20 protein-coding genes are annotated in these 16,266 nt (G+C 62.5%); 7 read left to right on the top strand and 13 right to left on the bottom strand.

The window, feature by feature from the left end:
• Nucleotides 1–136: 136 nt before the first annotated feature.
• The 3 genes from KLP42_RS00930 (at nucleotide 137) to KLP42_RS00920 (ending at nucleotide 2,127) form a co-directional block, all read left to right on the top strand.
• Entirely contained in the window at nucleotides 137–820 is a 684-nt protein-coding gene (locus tag KLP42_RS00930) for a glutathione S-transferase family protein (RefSeq protein WP_215563947.1), read from the top strand.
• Between the two features lie 109 nt (nucleotides 821–929).
• Nucleotides 930–1,352, top strand: a complete 423-nt coding sequence (gene ndk / locus KLP42_RS00925) for a nucleoside-diphosphate kinase (RefSeq protein WP_215563945.1) — start codon at nucleotides 930–932, stop codon at nucleotides 1,350–1,352.
• 100 nt (nucleotides 1,353–1,452) lie between these two features.
• Nucleotides 1,453–2,127 carry a spermidine synthase gene (locus tag KLP42_RS00920; RefSeq protein ID WP_215563943.1) on the top strand — a complete coding sequence of 225 codons (675 nt, stop codon included), beginning with the start codon at nucleotides 1,453–1,455 and terminating at the stop codon, nucleotides 2,125–2,127.
• A gap of 2 nt (nucleotides 2,128–2,129) precedes the next feature.
• Here KLP42_RS00920 and KLP42_RS00915 read toward each other — a convergent pair whose 3' ends face one another.
• The gene (locus KLP42_RS00915) at nucleotides 2,130–2,510 is read right to left on the bottom strand and encodes a winged helix-turn-helix transcriptional regulator (RefSeq protein ID WP_215563941.1); all 381 of its coding nucleotides are present in this window, start codon (nucleotides 2,508–2,510) and stop codon (nucleotides 2,130–2,132) included.
• Between the two features lie 104 nt (nucleotides 2,511–2,614).
• On the opposite strand from KLP42_RS00915, the gene KLP42_RS00910 reads away from it, so the two are divergent.
• Nucleotides 2,615–3,628, top strand: a complete 1,014-nt coding sequence (locus KLP42_RS00910) for a zinc-binding alcohol dehydrogenase family protein (protein ID WP_215563939.1) — start codon at nucleotides 2,615–2,617, stop codon at nucleotides 3,626–3,628.
• 251 nt (nucleotides 3,629–3,879) lie between these two features.
• Here the strand turns inward: KLP42_RS00910 and KLP42_RS00905 are convergent, their stop codons facing one another.
• The 3 genes from KLP42_RS00905 to KLP42_RS00895 all read right to left on the bottom strand — a co-directional run bounded on the left by KLP42_RS00905 (nucleotide 3,880) and on the right by KLP42_RS00895 (nucleotide 5,874).
• Complete coding sequence (locus tag KLP42_RS00905) at nucleotides 3,880–4,764, bottom strand: dihydrodipicolinate synthase family protein (RefSeq protein ID WP_215563937.1); 885 nt, start codon at nucleotides 4,762–4,764, stop codon at nucleotides 3,880–3,882.
• Between the two features lie 64 nt (nucleotides 4,765–4,828).
• The gene (locus KLP42_RS00900; protein ID WP_215563935.1) at nucleotides 4,829–5,329 is read right to left on the bottom strand and encodes a hypothetical protein; all 501 of its coding nucleotides are present in this window, start codon (nucleotides 5,327–5,329) and stop codon (nucleotides 4,829–4,831) included.
• A complete protein-coding gene (locus tag KLP42_RS00895) occupies nucleotides 5,326–5,874 on the bottom strand; it encodes a CGNR zinc finger domain-containing protein (RefSeq protein ID WP_215563933.1) in 549 nt (182 codons plus the stop codon). The genes KLP42_RS00900 and KLP42_RS00895 overlap by 4 nt, the downstream gene beginning before the upstream one ends.
• A 70-nt stretch (nucleotides 5,875–5,944) precedes the next feature.
• Here KLP42_RS00895 and KLP42_RS00890 point away from each other — a divergent pair, with 70 nt between their 5' ends.
• Both KLP42_RS00890 and KLP42_RS00885 read left to right on the top strand, forming a co-directional pair.
• Nucleotides 5,945–6,841: a branched-chain amino acid ABC transporter permease gene (locus KLP42_RS00890; RefSeq protein ID WP_215563931.1), complete on the top strand. Its 897-nt coding sequence runs from the start codon at nucleotides 5,945–5,947 to the stop codon at nucleotides 6,839–6,841.
• A gap of 110 nt (nucleotides 6,842–6,951) precedes the next feature.
• Nucleotides 6,952–7,827: a class I SAM-dependent methyltransferase gene (locus KLP42_RS00885; protein ID WP_215563929.1), complete on the top strand. Its 876-nt coding sequence runs from the start codon at nucleotides 6,952–6,954 to the stop codon at nucleotides 7,825–7,827.
• A 275-nt stretch (nucleotides 7,828–8,102) separates the two neighbouring features.
• Here the strand turns inward: KLP42_RS00885 and KLP42_RS00880 are convergent, their stop codons facing one another.
• The 6 genes from KLP42_RS00880 to KLP42_RS00855 all read right to left on the bottom strand — a co-directional run bounded on the left by KLP42_RS00880 (nucleotide 8,103) and on the right by KLP42_RS00855 (nucleotide 12,832).
• On the bottom strand, nucleotides 8,103–8,618 hold the full coding sequence (locus KLP42_RS00880; protein WP_215563927.1) for a GNAT family N-acetyltransferase: 516 nt from the start codon (nucleotides 8,616–8,618) through the stop codon (nucleotides 8,103–8,105).
• A gap of 7 nt (nucleotides 8,619–8,625) precedes the next feature.
• Nucleotides 8,626–9,087 (bottom strand): molybdenum cofactor biosynthesis protein MoaE, encoded by a 462-nt coding sequence (locus tag KLP42_RS00875; protein ID WP_215563925.1) that lies wholly within the window; start codon nucleotides 9,085–9,087, stop codon nucleotides 8,626–8,628.
• A 2-nt stretch (nucleotides 9,088–9,089) separates the two neighbouring features.
• Nucleotides 9,090–9,347: a molybdopterin converting factor subunit 1 gene (gene moaD / locus KLP42_RS00870; RefSeq protein ID WP_215563923.1), complete on the bottom strand. Its 258-nt coding sequence runs from the start codon at nucleotides 9,345–9,347 to the stop codon at nucleotides 9,090–9,092.
• Entirely contained in the window at nucleotides 9,344–9,931 is a 588-nt protein-coding gene (gene pgsA, locus KLP42_RS00865) for a CDP-diacylglycerol--glycerol-3-phosphate 3-phosphatidyltransferase (protein WP_215563921.1), read from the bottom strand. Before pgsA ends, moaD begins: the two co-directional genes overlap by 4 nt.
• Before the next feature lie 94 nt (nucleotides 9,932–10,025).
• Nucleotides 10,026–12,074, bottom strand: a complete 2,049-nt coding sequence (gene uvrC / locus KLP42_RS00860) for an excinuclease ABC subunit UvrC (protein ID WP_215563919.1) — start codon at nucleotides 12,072–12,074, stop codon at nucleotides 10,026–10,028.
• Nucleotides 12,071–12,832 carry an SDR family oxidoreductase gene (locus tag KLP42_RS00855; protein WP_215563917.1) on the bottom strand — a complete coding sequence of 254 codons (762 nt, stop codon included), beginning with the start codon at nucleotides 12,830–12,832 and terminating at the stop codon, nucleotides 12,071–12,073. Before KLP42_RS00855 ends, uvrC begins: the two co-directional genes overlap by 4 nt.
• Nucleotides 12,833–13,197: 365 nt before the next feature.
• Here KLP42_RS00855 and KLP42_RS00850 point away from each other — a divergent pair, with 365 nt between their 5' ends.
• Entirely contained in the window at nucleotides 13,198–13,836 is a 639-nt protein-coding gene (locus KLP42_RS00850; RefSeq protein WP_215563915.1) for an outer membrane protein, read from the top strand.
• Nucleotides 13,837–13,938: 102 nt separating this feature from the next.
• Here KLP42_RS00850 and KLP42_RS00845 read toward each other — a convergent pair whose 3' ends face one another.
• From KLP42_RS00845 to KLP42_RS00835, 3 genes are all read right to left on the bottom strand, one after another.
• Nucleotides 13,939–14,529, bottom strand: a complete 591-nt coding sequence (locus tag KLP42_RS00845; protein WP_215563913.1) for a glutathione S-transferase family protein — start codon at nucleotides 14,527–14,529, stop codon at nucleotides 13,939–13,941.
• 419 nt (nucleotides 14,530–14,948) lie between these two features.
• A complete protein-coding gene (locus tag KLP42_RS00840; RefSeq protein ID WP_215563912.1) occupies nucleotides 14,949–15,545 on the bottom strand; it encodes a glutathione S-transferase in 597 nt (198 codons plus the stop codon).
• A 21-nt stretch (nucleotides 15,546–15,566) separates the two neighbouring features.
• The gene (locus KLP42_RS00835; RefSeq protein WP_215563910.1) at nucleotides 15,567–16,217 is read right to left on the bottom strand and encodes a ribonuclease T2 family protein; all 651 of its coding nucleotides are present in this window, start codon (nucleotides 16,215–16,217) and stop codon (nucleotides 15,567–15,569) included.
• Between the last annotated feature and the right edge of the window lie 49 nt (nucleotides 16,218–16,266).

Below are 16,266 nucleotides of genomic sequence, written 5' to 3'. Positions count from 1 at the left end.
ACATACGGGAGGCCAGACTAGACGCAAAACACTGCACTGCGTGTGATGCGATCGATGAAATTTCCTGATTTGATCACAGGTGCGAATTGTCGGCATTGTGGCTTACACGTATTCCCCTGCCACGGAGCCGGACACCATGACACGCACTCTCTACACGCTGTGTGGACGCGACGAGCGCCGCCCCTTTTCGCCCCATGCCTGGAAAACGGTGATGGCGCTTGCGCACAAAGGGCTGGATTTCGAAGAGCGTCCGACGGCGTTCACGGAGATCCCGAAGCTGGAAAACGGCTTCTCCAAGACGGTGCCGATCCTGAAGGATGGCGACCATCTGGTGCGCGACAGTTTCGACATCGCGCTTTACCTGGAAGAGGCCTATCCGGATCGCCCGACCCTGTTTGGCGGCGAAGGCGGCAAGGCATTGTCCCGGTTCGTTGAAGGTGTGTCGCAGACGCTCGTGCATCCGGTTCTGAGCAGGCTTGCGGTCAAGGATATTCACGACATGCTGGCCGAACCCGACCAGATGTATTTCCGCAAGACGCGAGAGGCTTTCCTCGGTCGCAAGCTTGAGGACTTTGCCGAGATGCGGGAGGCGGAAATCGTCAATCTGACGGAGCGCCTGCAGCCGATCCGCCATACGCTGAAGTATCAGGCCTTCCTGGGTGGCGCTTCACCGCTGTTTGCCGATTACATCGTCTTTGGCGCGCTGCAATGGCTGCGACTGACCACGGGTCCTCTGCCGCTGCCTGCCGATGACCCCGTGATGGACTGGTTCGAGCGCTGCCTCGACCTTCACGGCGCAAAGGGGCGAACCTTCGGCTGACGAATTGCGATTATGAAGGCTGCGTGAAATTCGCCTTTCCCCCTTGTCTTCGTGATTCGGGGCGGCTAAACACCGCCCACTTATCCCTGAAGAACAAGGACTTTCCGCTATGGCGATCGAACGCACCTTCTCCATGATCAAGCCCGATGCAACGAAGCGCAACCTGACCGGTGCCATCACCAAGGTCTTCGAAGACAATGGCCTGCGCATCATCGCCTCCAAGCGCGTCTGGATGAGCAAGCGCGAAGCCGAAGGCTTCTACGCCGTGCACAAGGACCGTCCGTTCTTCGGCGAACTGGTTGAAGGCATGACCTCCGGCCCGACCGTCGTTCAGGTTCTCGAAGGCGAAAACGCCATCCTGAAGAACCGCGAGATCATGGGCGCCACCAACCCGGCCAATGCCGACGAAGGCACCATCCGCAAGATGTTCGCCGTCTCCATCGGCGAAAACTCGGTTCACGGTTCGGATGCTCCGGAAACCGCTGCCCAGGAAATCGCCTACTGGTTCGCTGAAACCGAAATCGTCGGCTGATCTCAGGGCCGCCTCTGCCTCTGGCAGAACAGATCATTTCAGCCGCCCGCGGGACCAGCCTGCGGGCGGCTTTCGTTTTTTCCGTGACGGAGGGTTTTCGATGCTGCCGTGGATCCAGCTCGACAGTGCCAAGGTGCCCGGTGATAGCGCCGAACTGCGCCTGAAGCAGCGCGGCCAGGAGTTTTCCATCATGCTCGGCGCCAACGAGCTGATGAACAGCCGGCTGAGCGGCTCGGAAGAGGCGCTCGCAAAGCTCGCGGCGGAACGCCTGACCCATCAACAGAGGCCCGTCGTGCTGATCGGCGGTCTCGGCATGGGCTTTACCTTGCGCGCGGCGCTTGCGGTGCTGCCGGTCGAGGCAGAGATCATCGTGGCGGAACTGGTGCCCGAAGTGGTGGCCTGGGCGAGGGGACCGATGGCCGACGTGTTCAAGGGCTCTCTGGATGATCCGCGTGTGACAGTGCATGTCGGCGATGTCGGCGCGCTGATCAAAGCATCGAAGACGCGCTTCGACGCCATTCTTCTCGATGTCGACAACGGTCCGGACGGGCTGACCCGCACCAGCAATGACAGCCTGTATGATCATGCAGGCCTGCGGGCGGCTTTCGCAGCCCTTCGCCCGAAAGGCGTGCTGGGGGTCTGGTCATCGGGACCGGACGACCGTTTTACCCGGCGGCTCAGGGAGTGCGGTTTCAGCGCCGAGGCGCTTTCCGTCCGCGCCAGCACCAAGCGCAGCGGCGCGCGTCACGTCATCTGGATGGCCGTGAAACCATAAGATCACGCGGCCTCGGAGCTTTCTTCCGAGACCATAACCGGCTTGCCGTAGAGGCCGATATGGGTGTCGCCCCAGGCCTTCAGCGCCATCAGCACCGGTTGCATGCTGCGCCCCAGATCCGACAGGCTGTATTCCACCTTTGGCGGCACCTGCGCATAGACTTCTCGATTGATCAGCCCATCCTCTTCCAGCTCCCGCAACTGGTTCGTCAGCATGCGCTGCGTGACGTTGGGAATCTGCCGGCGGATCTCGTTGAAGCGCATCGTGCGCTCCATCAGGTGAAACAGGATCACCGACTTCCATTTGCCATCGATCAGACCGATCGCCGCCTCCACCGAACAGCCCGGGCTGCAATCGAAGCGGGAATGGCGTGCCTTGCCCATGACAGTATCCTTTTTGACACTATGACCGTTTTTTGTGCGTATTCCACAAATGCGATAATAGGCACATATACGGCTCAGTACAACAAACCGCATGGAGTTGATCAATGAAAGCCGTGGCCTATCAAACAGCCGGATCTCTGGACCGGACCGATGCACTGGTGGATGTCGACCTGGACAAGCCGGTGGCCGCAGGACGCGATCTTCTGGTGAAGGTGGAGGCGATTTCCGTGAACCCGGTTGATACCAAGGTGCGCGCCAATGCCTCCGCCGAACCGGGAGACTGGAAAGTGCTGGGCTGGGATGTGTCCGGCGAGGTGGTTGCGGTCGGCGCCGACGTTCGGAATTTTTCGGTCGGCGATACGGTCTTTTATGCCGGCGCCCTGAACCGGCCGGGCGCCAACAGTGAGTATCATCTGGTGGACGAACGCATCGTCGGGCGCAAGCCGGCCGCGCTCACGCATCCGGAGGCCGCAGCCCTGCCGCTGACGGCGATCACCGCCTGGGAAATGCTCTTCGACCGCCTGCAGGTGTCAAAGCCCGTTGCGGGCGCAGCACCCGCCGTGCTGATCATCGGCGGTGCAGGCGGTGTCGGCTCGATCGCGATCCAGTTGCTGCGCGCGCTGACCGACCTGACGGTGATTGCCACCGCCTCGCGGCCGCAGACGCAGGATTGGGTGCGCGCGCTTGGCGCCCATCATGTGGTCGATCACAGCAAGCCGCTGGCGCCGCAGGTGGCGGAACTTGGCATCGGCCAGCCCGCTTTCGTCTTTTCCACCACCGAGACCAGTCTGCATCTGGCCGATATCGCCGATCTGATCGCCCCGCAGGGTCGTTTCGGTCTGATCGATGACCCGGCGGTGCTCGACATCAATCCCTTCAAGCGCAAGTCCGTGTCCGTGCATTGGGAGTTCATGTTCACCCGCTCGATGTTCCAGACGGCCGATATCGACGAGCAGGGCAAGCTCCTCGACGAGATCGCCGCGCTTGTCGAGACCGGAAAGATCCGCACCACCCTGACCGAGGTGATGCGCCCGATCAACGCGCAAAACCTCAAGGCCGCGCATGCGGTGCTGGAAAGCGGCAAAGCGCGCGGCAAGCTGGTGCTGGAAGGGTTTTGACGGCGCCGGGCCGGTGGAGGGAATGAGCCACGGCTCAGTACGAGCCCGGCCAGCCCCCGCTGTCCTGCCGGCCATCGCCCCCACAAGGGGCAGTGTTCGTCTGTTGACATAAGACCCCTCCCCACAAGGGGGGGAGGGACTTGCCGTGTCACACCGCCGATGGATGGAAGCACAACGCTGCCACGTCCGGTCTCCCCCCCTTGTGGGGGAGATGGCGGCAGCCAGAGGGGGCTTCGCCGCGCGACCGGACGTTAACCCTCAAGCGCCTCGATCGCCGCGGCCACCCGCGGCAGCGCCTCGTCCGGGATCGGCAGAACCGGACGCGGCGGGGCGGCGTGGAAGAGGTCGAGTTCCGCGGCAATTGCATACATCACGCGGAAACTGCCGAACTGCTTGAACAGCGTCCAGAGCGGTTCGAAAGCGGCGTCGAGACGCGCGGCTTCGTCGGCATTGCCGGCGCGGGCCGCACGCGTCAGCGCCAGAGCCGGTTTGGGCAAAAGCCCGGCCACCACGCTGTAGAAGGCATCGGCTCCGGCGAGCAGCGCGTGTGCCGCGCCCCAGTCACCGCTATAACCGATGGAGAAACCTGGCGGCGTACGCTGGCGCAGGTCGGCGATCTCGCCGGCAAAATCACCCCCGGCGGGAAGTGGCATCTTCACCGCCGCCACGGTCGGAAGGTCCGACAGTCGGCTGATCAGGTCGGGGCTGAAGGTGAACTTCGTTGTGCCCGGATTGTTATAGATGACGAGCGGCAGATCCGTCGCTCCCGCCACCGCGAGAAAATGCCGATAGACCTCCTCGTCGTTGAGCGGCGTATAGGAGACCGGCGCCAGAAGCAGGCCGTCCGCTCCTGCCTGCTTGGCATCGCGGGCGAGCGCTACGGCGGCATCCGTGCGCAGTGCGCCGACCCCGACGATCAGCGGTGTGCGACCGTCCACGGCTTCCCGCGCAATCTCCACCGCCCGCCGGCGTTCTTCGCGCGACAGAAAGGCATAACCGCCGGTGCTGCCGAGCAGGCCGATGGAATCGACGGCCGCGGTGGCGAGGCGGTCGATCAGGCGCGACAGTGCCTCGGCCTGGACGGTTCCCTCGGCATCGGTGGGTGTGGGCGGAAAGGCGGAAAGACCACGGAACATGCTGCACCCTCATCTGGCGATTGCCGCCATTGGTAGCACCGGTGCCGTGCGCCGTGAAGGCGGCTCAGGCCGGGCAATCCTGCACGGGCGAAAGATCGATCACGCCCCCGGCCTTGAACACCTTCGGGTTCATGTCATAGGCGGGGCCGGCGACAATCGAATTGGCCGGCAGGATGCTCTGGTCGATGGTAGCCAGCACCTTGGTGTCGAGTTGCTGCAGCACCGTGCCCTTGGCATCCGCCAGGTCGATCTTCACCGCATAGGAGCGGCCCTCGCGCACGCATTGCAGGTTGGGGCTTTCCAGCACGATCTTTTCCATTTTCGGATAAAGTTTTGCTTGCGTGACCAGCGCTTCGCCGCCGCGCGGGTTTTCAAACCGGGCAATCGCCACGCCGCCCTCCGGCAGCGGCGCGGTCGGCCTCAGCGTCACCACGTAATTCGCCTTGGACAGACGATAGTTGAAGACGAAGATATGGCCGGAAAACTCTGCCAGTTTTTCCGCCTTGCGCTGGCAGGCGGTGAGGGTGAGCAGGCACAGCGCCGCGACGGTGATGTTCGTTTTCATTCCGGTTCCCCTTTCTTGCGTCGGTAATGACGGGCCGCCTTGGCGCGATTGCCGCACACGGCCATGTCACACCAGAAGCGGCTCTTGTTCTTGCTGCGGTCGAGAAACAGCCAGCCGCAATGGCCGCAGATCTTCAGCCGCTCCGGCTCCGGCAAGGCGATCAGCCGCAGTGCCGAGTGGACGGTCTGCACCTCCAGCCCGCCGGCATCCGGGACAAGGCGCAGCAGAAGGGCCGCCTGTTCCAGCAGATCGGCCAGATGGTGCGGCGCGGCCTTGCCCTCCGCCTCGGCACGGAAATGCCGGTCAATTGCCTCGCGAAACCGCAGAAAGGCGGCGCAAGCCTGCGGGGTGACCGGCGCCAGCGGGCCGAACAGGACGCGTTCGGCGGAAAATTGCGCTGCAGCCCGCACAAAGGCGTCGATCTGGCTCGGATCTGCGAAGCGGTCGATGCTGCGCGCCGGGTCGAAGCGCAGGATCACGCTGTTGGCAACATCCAGCGCCAGCGCGCCGCCGGCAAAACGATGAGGGGTCCAGGAAAAGTTCATGTCTCAATATAACTGGTAAAGCTCGCTTTACCAGTTATAATTATTGCGCCCAGTCGGACGGGGAGGTGCCATGCTCTATGCCGTGCAACAGCTGCTCAATGCGTTGCCGATCGCCAGCCTCTATGCGGCGCTCGCCTTCGGCTATGCCATTGCCTTTGCCGTCACTCGGCGGGCGGACATCACCTATGGCGCCCTGTTTGCTTTTTCCGGCCATGTGTTTCTGCTCGCGGCGCATTTCGGCTGGAACCGGTTGTTCCTCACTTTTCCGGCGGCACTCCTGCTGGGGGCGGCCTTTGCCGTGCTGCTGGTCGCCGGCGGCGGCGTTGCGATTGGCCGGCACGTGGTGGCGCCGCTGTCGCATGTTGCGCCCAATGCTCTGACGGTCGCCTCGCTTGGCCTGCTGCTTGTGCTGATGGAGGCGGCGCGGCTTGCTTCCGGCACGCGCGAACTCTGGCTGCCGCCCTTTCTCAATCTGCCGCTTCCCGTCTGGCGGTACGAGGGCGGCACTGCCAGCCTGACGCTGTTGCAGGGGCTGAACAGCCTGGTGCTGGTGCTGCTGGTGGTGGGTGGCGGATGGTTTCTGGCGGTCAGCCGCTTCGGGCGCAACTGGCGCGCCGTCTGCGACGATCCGCTGGCGGCGGAACTGCTTGGTGTCCATGTCGGACGCATCTGCGCTGGTGCTTACGGCCTGGCGGCGCTGTTTGCCGCCCTTGCCGGCATTCTTGCCACGGCCCATTACGGCACCATGGATTTCGGCGCCGGTCTCGTCTTCGGCCTGAAGGTGCTGCTGATCGCCGCTGCCGGTGGCCACAGCCATCCGCTGCGGGCGGCGGCGGGCGCGGCCCTGTTCGGCCTCGGCGAGACACTGTGGAGCGGCTACGGCCCGCTTGCCTGGCGCGATGCGGTGATGCTCGGCGCGCTGGTGGCGTTGCTGGTGGTCAGCCGGCGGGAACGGGTGCTTGTGTGACATGTCCGTCAGCGACGTGATGCATGAAGGCCTGTCTCCAGCCCCACGCAAGAAAACCCCTCTATCAGCATAATCGACACCTGAAGCGATCAGCGATGTGGAAAGATCATATGACGGGTTCGCCAATGCAGAACAGCTTCCGCGGCTTCGATATCTCCGGCTTTGCCATGCCGGATGCCGGTGCCGCCGCAGCGCCAGCCCCGGCTGCCCCGGCCCAGTCTGAACTCGCGGCCCTGAAGCAGATGATGCAGAATACGCTGATGGCGCTGCATGCGGAAAACCAGACCCTGAAGGCCCGTCTTGCGCTTGTCGATGGCGTCTTTCCCGAGGACGTGCTGCCCGAGCCTCTGCCGGCCGACTTTCATGGCTTCTTTGCCAATCGAGCCCTTTACAAGCTGATCAAGGATTTTGACTTCAAGACGGTTCTGGATATCGGATCGGGCCAGGGGCAGCAGGCCGGCGTCCTGCTGAAATATGGCAAGACGGTCACGGCGCTCGATTACGGCAAGTCGCCCTATTACCAGTGGCGCAACCCCGCCATCCAGACTGTCATCGGCGATTTCAACACCATGGCCTTCGACACGGCCTTCGACTGCGTCTGGGCTTCGCACGTGCTTGAGCACCAGCCCAATCCGAACCTCTTTTTGAAGAAGGTTCACGCTGTCACGCGCGAAGGCGGCGTGGTTGCCATCACCGTTCCCCCACTGAAGCATCCGATCGTCGGCGGCCATGTTTCGCTGTGGAACGGCGGCATGCTGCTCTATCACATGGTGCTTGCCGGCTTTGATTGCTCCGAGGCAAGCATCCTGCAGTACGGCTACAATATCAGCATCATTGTGCGCAAACGCTCCATTGCGATGCCGAATATTGTCTATGACATGGGCGATATCCGCACCATCCGGCCGTTCCTGCCAAGACAGCTTGCTTTCCAGCCCAATCAGAACGACGACCCCTTCAACGGCGATATCCAGCGCCTCAACTGGTAACAGGCGGGACATGCGGGTGCGCCGCGGTCAACCGCCGCGCCACCTGTCCCGCGCCGCATTGTCGTCTGGCACGGCGTCGGGTGGGCATCGTCAACCTCATGCTAATGAAGCCTCTGAACAGTTTACCCTCATTCTGCCGATAAGCGCGGTATGAGCGGCCCTGTTCGGCCTCGGCGAGACACTGTAGAGCGGCTACGCTCCCGTTGCCTGGTGGCGCGATGCGGTGATGCTCGGTGCGCTGGTGGCGTTGCTGGTGATCGGCCGGCGGGAACGACTTATGGCCTGACCGGGCTAAGCGGATTGGCGATTTCATAGATGATCTGTGCCGCCCCAAAACGCTCGACGGTTCGCGCCTTGCGCATGCCGAGTCGCTCGAGAAGCCGCCGGGATGCCCGGTTTGCCGCCTGTGTCTCGCTGACGAGGCGAGGCAGTGACAGGCTGTCGAAGGCATGGCGGAGCACCGCCTCGGTGCATTCCAGTGCCAGCCCGCGCCCCCAATAGGCCGGCAGAAATTGATAGGACAGTTCGGGAAGTCTGTCGTCATGATGAGGGCCGATGACGACAAGTCCGATGCAGCCCGCCTCACTCTGGTCCCGAAGCCGAACCGCCCATGCGAGGGAGTGGGGGCTACCGGCGACCAGCGCGTCGGCGCTGGCCATCGCGGCCGTGTCCTCGCGGGGGCCGCCAAGGAAACCTCTTACCGTGAGGTCGGTCGCGAGCGCGATGAGGCCATCGCGGTCATGCTCACCTGGTGGTTGAAGAAGACATCGGCTGGTGAAAAGAGAGGCCATCAAGCGGTCAACGCCACTTGTCCCGAGCCTTATCGTCGGCATCCTTGGCCGAGACCCAGCCGCCGGTCGAGCCGTCTGCCAGATGTTCCTTCTTCCAGAAGGGGGCGGCGGTTTTCAGAAAATCCATGACGAAATTTGCGCCGTCGAAAGCCGCCTGCCGGTGCCGCGAGGCGGCAATGACGAGCACGATGTTTTCGCCCGGCGCGATCTTGCCGAACCGGTGAATGGCGGTCAGGCCTTGCAGGGAGAAGCGAGCAATCGCGAGTTCCGCGATGCGCCGCATTTCCGCTTCCGCCATGCCGGGATAATGTTCGAGCTCGAGCGCGTTCAGGCTGCCGCCGTCGTCTCGGCAGAGGCCGCTGAAGGTGACGACCGCCCCGATATCCGTCCGTCCGGCCACCAGCCGGTCGATCTCCGTCTGGAGGTGGAAATCCTCGTTCTGGACACGGATGGTGGGGGAGGCTGCCACGGCTATCCCCCCGTCATCGGCGGGAAAATGCCGATTTCGCGGGCGCCGGCAATCGGCTCGTCGTGGTCGACATGTTCCTGGTTCACCGCCACGCGGATCACCTCCGGATATTGCAGGGCCGCCTCGTAACCGTCGCCGAGCGTCTTCAGATGCCGCAGGAGGTCGCCGGCCGTCACGACTGCGTCCGGAAGCTCGATCTCCTCTTCCGGCTTGTCGATGCGCTCGCGCACCCAGGCGAAATAGACGAGCTTCACCTTCATTCTTCTTCCACCACATGCTTGAGCCCGGCCTTGAAGTAGTCGTAGCCGGTATAGATCGTCAGAATGGCGGCGAGCCAGAGAAGCGTGATGCCGAGCGCGGTCGTGTAGAGGCCGAACTTGTCGCCGGCAGGGCCTGCCAGCAGGAAGGCAATGGAGACCATCTGGATCGTCGTCTTCCATTTGGCAATCCGCGTCACCGGCACCGCCACCTTCAGCGCCGCCAGATATTCGCGCAGGCCGGAGACGAGGATTTCCCGGCAGAGAATGGTGATGGCCGCCCAGAGCGACCAGCCGGCAATGGTGCCGTCGGCCGCCATCAGCAGCAGCACTGAAGCCACCAGCAGCTTGTCGGCGATCGGATCCAGCATCCGGCCGATATTCGACGTCTGGTTCCAGATACGGGCGAGATAGCCGTCGAGGTAATCGGTGATCGATGCGACGACGAAGATGCCGAGCGCCGTCCATCGCGCCACGTCGGAACTCTGCAGCCGACCTTCCACGAAGAAGCACGCCACGACGACCGGCACGGCCACGATGCGCGCATAGGTGAGGAGGTTTGGAATGTTGTATGCGCGCGATGCCATGAGGAACCTGCTACCTGCTTGCTGCGCCCTTAGTTGATGCTTCGAAGCGCAAGCGTCAACTGCAATTCTGGCGGAATTCGTAAAGCCCGGGCGATCAATTCGCCCGGCTTTCGTGAAAATGATTGTAGATCTGTTTGGCGACGGCTTCCGAAATGCCCTCCACCGCCATCAGGTCATTGATGCCGGCGCGCGACACCGCCTTGGCCGTGCCGAAATGCTGCAGGAGCGCCCGCTTGCGGCTGGGACCGATTCCGGAAATCTCGTCGAGCGGGTTCTTCACCATCTCCTTCTTGCGGCGTGCCCGGTGCGAGCCGATGGCGAAGCGGTGCGCCTCGTCGCGCATACGCTGGATGAAATAGAGGACCGGGTCGCGCGGCGGCAGCGAGAAATCGCTGCGGCCATCGGCAAAGAACCGCTCGCGGCCAGCATCGCGGTCGACGCCCTTGGCAACGCCGATGGCGGTCACCACGTCGCGGATGCCGAGTTCGTCCAGGATTGCCTTGACCGCCGTCATCTGCCCCTGGCCGCCATCGATCAGGATCACATCCGGCCAGGCGGGGAAGGCCTGATCGGCGGCATCCTCCGGACTGGCTTCGGGATTGGCCTGAGCCGAGCGGTCCGGCAGGCCTTCTTCCTTCAGCAGGCGCGAGAAACGACGGGTCATCACCTCCCGCATCATGCCGAAGTCGTCGCCGGGGGTGATGTCGGTCGATTTGATGTTGAACTTGCGGTACTGGCCCTTCACGAAGCCTTCCGGCCCCGCCACCACCATGCCGCCCACGGCATTGGTGCCCATGATGTGCGAGTTGTCGTAGATCTCGATGCGGCGCGGCACATAAGCGAGGCCAAAAGTCTCGGCAAAACCCTTCAGCAGGCGCTCCTGCGAGGCGGTTTCCGCCAGCTTGCGGCCATGCGCCTCGCGGGCATTGGCGAGCACGTGATCGACCAGATCGCGCTTTTCGCCCCGCTGCGGCACCTGGATCGCCACCTTGTGCCCGGCCTTTTCGGAGAGCGCTTGGGTGAGCAGTTCCTGTTCCTCTACGGTTTCCGACAAGAGGATCTGCCGCGGCACCGGCTTGTCGTCATAAAACTGCGCCAGGAAGGCATTCAGCACTTCCGAACCCGTCAACTGCGGATCGGCCTTCGGGAAATAGGCCTGATTGCCCCAGTTCTGCCCGGCACGGAAAAAGAAGACCTGGATACAGGTCAACCCGCCCTCATGGTGGATGGCGAACACATCCGCCTCCTCGACGCCGGCCGGGTTGATGCCCTGGTGGCTCTGCACATGGGAAAGAGCGGACAGGCGGTCGCGGTAGACGGCGGCGCGCTCGAAATCGAGATCCTCGGAGGCCTCCGCCATCTGCCGGGCAATCGCTTCCTTCACGTTCTGGCTGCGACCGGACAGGAAATCCTTCGCCTCCTTGACCAGCCCTGCATAATCCGCATCGGAAATCTCGTGCGTGCAGGGCCCGGAACAGCGTTTGATCTGGTAGAGCAGGCAGGGCCGCGTGCGCGCCTCGAACACGCTGTCGGTGCAGGTGCGCAAGAGAAACGCGCGCTGCAGCGAGTTGATCGTGCGGCCAACGGCGCCGGCAGAGGCGAAGGGGCCGAAATAGTCGCCCTTGCGGGCGCGGGCGCCGCGATGTTTGTAAATGGCCGGCGCGCGGTGATCGCCCGTCACCATGATATAAGGAAAGCTCTTGTCGTCGCGCAGCAGAACGTTGAAGCGTGGGCGCAGCCGCTTGATGAGATTGGCTTCGAGCAGCAGCGCCTCGGTTTCCGTCCGCGTCGTGACGAATTCCATCTGCGCCGTCTCCCGCACCATCTTCGACAGGCGGTTGGAGTGGACACGGCCCTGCGCATAGTTCGAGACGCGCTTCTTGAGACTGCGGGCCTTGCCGACATAGAGCACGTCGCCCGCTTCGTTGAACATGCGGTAGACGCCCGGCGCGTTCGGCAGGTGCTTGACGAACTCGGCGATCAGATCGGCGCCCTTCAGACCGTTTTCGTTGCGAAGGCCATGATTCCATTCGATGCCGGCAACGCCGCGCGCGCCATCGCTCTCCGGCGGGAGGATGTCGTCGTCATCGTCGTCCGATTCGTCATAAAGAACGCCGCCGTCAGGCAGTTTCGTTCCATTCATTCAATAATCTCCGCCACATCCGGCGTTTCCCAGGCCAGGTGCTGGCCTCCATCCAGGGCAATCATTTGGCCCGTGATGGATGGAGTGTCAAAAAGAAATCGGATCGTGCTTCCGAATTCGCAAGGGGCGGGGCCGCGTTTCAGGGGAACAGCCGCCACCTGCCGGTCGAAATCCGCCTGCGCCTGCCGTTCGCTCTTGAAGGATGGGCCGGGACCGATCGCATTGACCCGGATACGCGGTGCATAGGCCTGCGCCAGCGTCTGTGTAGCGGTCCAAAGTGCTGCCTTCGACAGCGTGTAGGAATAGAAGTGTGGCGTCAGCTTCCAGACGCGCTGGTCGATGATGTTGACGATCAGACCCTGGCGATCTGCAGGCAGTTGCCGCAGCAGCGCGGCGGAGAGGATGGAGGGGGCGCGGACATGGATGCCGAAATGCCGGTCGAAGGTTTCTGCGTCGAAGGCTTCCGCCGTATCCTTCTCGAAGATCGAGGCATTGTTGACGAGGCCGGTCAGCGGGCCGAGCGTCACGGCCACCTGATCGATCAGTTCATCTGCCGCGGATGCATCCAGAAGGTTGGCCTGAACGGCCACGACCCGGTGCCCCTCGGCTCTCAGACTCGCGGCAAGGGATTCGGCCTCCGCGATGGCGCGGTCTGCGTGAATGGCAACGCCATAGCCATGACGCGCCAGATCCTCGCTGATCGCCTTTCCGAGGCGACGAGCTGCGCCGGTGACAAGTACGGTGGGGGAAGAAGTCACGGGTGATCTTGTCCTGTTGGCTGGCTGCGGGCTTGCAGTGAAATGCAAGTGCTTTACGCCCGCATCAAGGCCCTGGATCGCATCTGATGTATTCTTTTTACTTCAGTTTTTTTACATCGTATTCACGCCAGCGTGAAAGCTACAATCGAAGTTTAATCTCTGTTTACATTTTGGTAAGGTTAATAAATTCCGTGTTGCGAGCAAGCAACATCCAGATTCAGCCATGGGTGTGCCACAATCAATTCACAATTCGGTACTTTCATTTCCTCAATTGCCCACCAAATTCCAGCTCAACGAGCAGGGAGCGATGGCGTTGTCATCCGAAAGAACGGCGCCTCCCGGCCCGCATTGAAAAGGAGAAAAGTATGCGTACTCTCATTGCGACCCTGATGGTTTCTGCTGCAAGCCTTGTTGCCGTTTCGGCACAGGCTGCTGACGCCGTCACGCAGGTTCCGCAGGCTCCGGCTGCTTACGATGCGCCGGCACCGGCCGCGACCTGGTCCGGCTTCTACCTCGGTGGTACCGGTTCCTACGACTGGGGCAAGCTGAAGGGCGGTTCCAGCGAGCCGAGCGCTGACGGTTGGGGCGGCGGCATCTATGGCGGCTACAACTGGCAGAGCGGCCAGATCGTCTACGGTGGTGAAGCCGATCTCGGCTACAATGACCAGAAGGGCACCTCTGGCGGCATCACCGGCGAAGAAAAGCTGAACGGCTCGATCCGTGGTCGCGTGGGTTACGACATGAACCCCTTCCTGATCTACGGTACGGCGGGTCTGGCAATCGGCGACCATGAAGTCTCGAGCGCTGCCGGTTCCGACAGCAAGACCTCCGTCGGCTACACGGTCGGCGCCGGTGTCGAAGCCTTCGTGACCTCCAACATCACGGCTCGCCTCGAATACCGCTACACCGACTATCAGGACAAGGATTTCAACCTGGGTGGCACGACCGTTTCGCGCGGCTTCGACGATCAGTCCGTCAAGGTTGGTATCGGCGTCAAGTTCTGATCCATCTATTCTGGTTCGGCAAAGGGCCGGAGGGAAACCTCCGGCCCTTTTGCGTGGAAACTGTGCATGGCCATCGGATCGCCGCCATGCTCTCGCGGCGGATCAGGCGGCGGTTTTCATCTGCTCGCGAAACAGGGCGGAGAACTGGCGCGGCCAGGCGGCCAACTGCGGCCGACCGACCGACCATCGCCCGGCATAGCGCAGATGCAGGTAGCCGATCAGCGCGGCCAGAGCAAAATGCCCGCCGTTCAGCGCCTTGTCCGTTTTCGGCGTGTGCTTTTCCAGATAATCCAGTCCGCGTGCCACCTTCAGCCAGTGGCGGTCGATCCAGGGCTGGTAGATCTTCTCTTCCGGACGCAGGCGTCGCTCATAGGTGATTGACAGAAGGCTGTCGGTGATGCCGTCGCACAAGGCCTCCAGCATCTCCGCCTCGGCGCGCTGGTCGGGGCTGCGCGGATAGAGCCTTCCCTCGGTCAGACGGTCGAAGAAATGCATGATCGCAACGCTGTCGCAGAGCGGCATTTCGCCGTTGCGGATGAGCATGGGGATCCTGCCGAGCGGATTGCTGCCGATCAGGTCCGGCGCGTCCGGCCCGTCGCTTGCACTCACTTCCTCCAGGTTGATTCCCAGGTGACGGGCTGCCATCCGGCACTTTGCCGAATAAGGCGAAACAGGCGAATAGAGCAGACGCACAACACAATCCCATTCAATAATTCCTTCGTCTTTCAATATAATATGAAATGTTTCTGTTCGCTAATAGAATCTTAATATCCACATATTGATTATCGCAGAATGAAACAGCTAGTCATTCGGCGCGGATGCCGACGGGTTTGACTCTGTTGAGTCCAGAATGTTTCAGGTCTTTGGAAAACAATATTCAATTCATTCTTGCGTGAGCTTAAGGTCAGCGTTGTTCGCGGGTGCAATATTGCAATTCCTGGCGTTTTAAGGGGTTTTCCATTGTGCAAGTGCGAAAGAGGATCCGCTTCCTGCCAACCGCCGGCGCGTGGATGGCGGCAGGTCGCAGGCAGCAAAAGGCGGCCGCAAGGGGCCGCCTTCAGGTTGCGGGATATGTACCGTGAAGGATCAGGGGCGCCGGTGGCTGCTACGCCTCAGGCTGCCGGCTTCATGCCGGCGTGATCGGGAAAAAGCGCGGAGAACTTCTCCGGCCAGGCAGCGAGGTTGGGGCGGCCTTCCGCCCACTGGCCGGCAAAGCGCAGGTCCAGATAGCCGATCAGCGCGGCCAGTGCGAAATGACCGCCATGCAGCTTCTTCTCGGTCTTCGGCAGGTTGTTTTCCAGATGGTCGAGCCCGCGCACCACCTTGTTCCACTGCTTGTCGATCCAGCCCTGGTGGATCTTTTCTTCCGGCCGGAAGCGACGCTCGTAGATGATGGCGATGAGGCAGTCGGTGATGCCGTCGCACAGGGCTTCGAGCACTTCCGCATCGGTGCGCTTTTCCGGTTTCTTCGGATAAAGGGCACCCTCCGATTCCCGATCGAGGAAATGCATGATGGCAACGCTGTCATAGATCGGGGCGGCGCCATCGCGGATCAGGACCGGGATCTTGCCCAGCGGATTGTTGTCCAGCAGTTCCGCCGGTTCCGCATTGGTGTCGGTCCTGACCTCTTCGACGGCGATGCCGAGATGGCGGGCAGCCATGCGGCATTTGGCGGAATAGGGGGAGGCGGGAGAATAGAGAAGTTTCATCGTCATGATCCTGTCGGATGGTCAGCGTGCCGGCGGCACGGTGATGCGGTTGAGGGTGCAGCCCTTGCGGTCCACCTCGGCGCAGGGGCGGAAGGAAAGCTCCTTGGAGAGGCAGATGCGCACCTCTTCCAGCCGGCTGCGCTCGCAGCTGACAGCGATCGCATCCGGACGCAGGCCGGGATTGTCGCGAATGAAGCTCTGCTCGATCTGCTCGGCGGTGAAGGTCTGCGCCGTCGTCACGGTTGCGATGTCGGCCGGCAGGCGGATCCTGCTGAAGGCCGCGCGGGTCTTGTCCAGATAGGCCTTCTGGCCGAGGCCGGAGCAGCTGCCATGCTTGCGCCATTCATGGCCGATCAGTCCCATCGACGGCATGATGTCGAGATAGTCGCGGCCCAGCGACTCGGGCACCCGACGGGGCTCCATGCTGGCGCAGAATTCGGGATAGCCCCTCTCGTTCTGTGGCCACAGTCCGTGCACGATGAAGCCGAATGTCTTGTCCGTGCCGCACTGCTCCTTGCTGTCCTTGCCCTGGGGCGAGGCACAGAAGGTGGGCGACCAGGAAAGCGAGAGCACGTAGAAATCGAAACGGGCGCTGCCATCGTCGGCTGCGGCCGGAAGGCCGCAGAGCGCAAGGCAGGCTGCCAGAAGGGTGCGAACGAAACGGTGGGTCATCCAAGCCTCCTCACCACGCGCGAAACCATGTCCCAGGCCGCCCCACGTG

Origin of the sequence: Rhizobium sp. CSW-27 (genome assembly GCF_018760785.1) — a bacterium.
GTDB lineage: Bacteria > Pseudomonadota > Alphaproteobacteria > Rhizobiales > Rhizobiaceae > Neorhizobium.
Note: the sequence above shows the minus strand (reverse complement) of the source record. Positions and strands in the feature narration are given on the sequence as shown.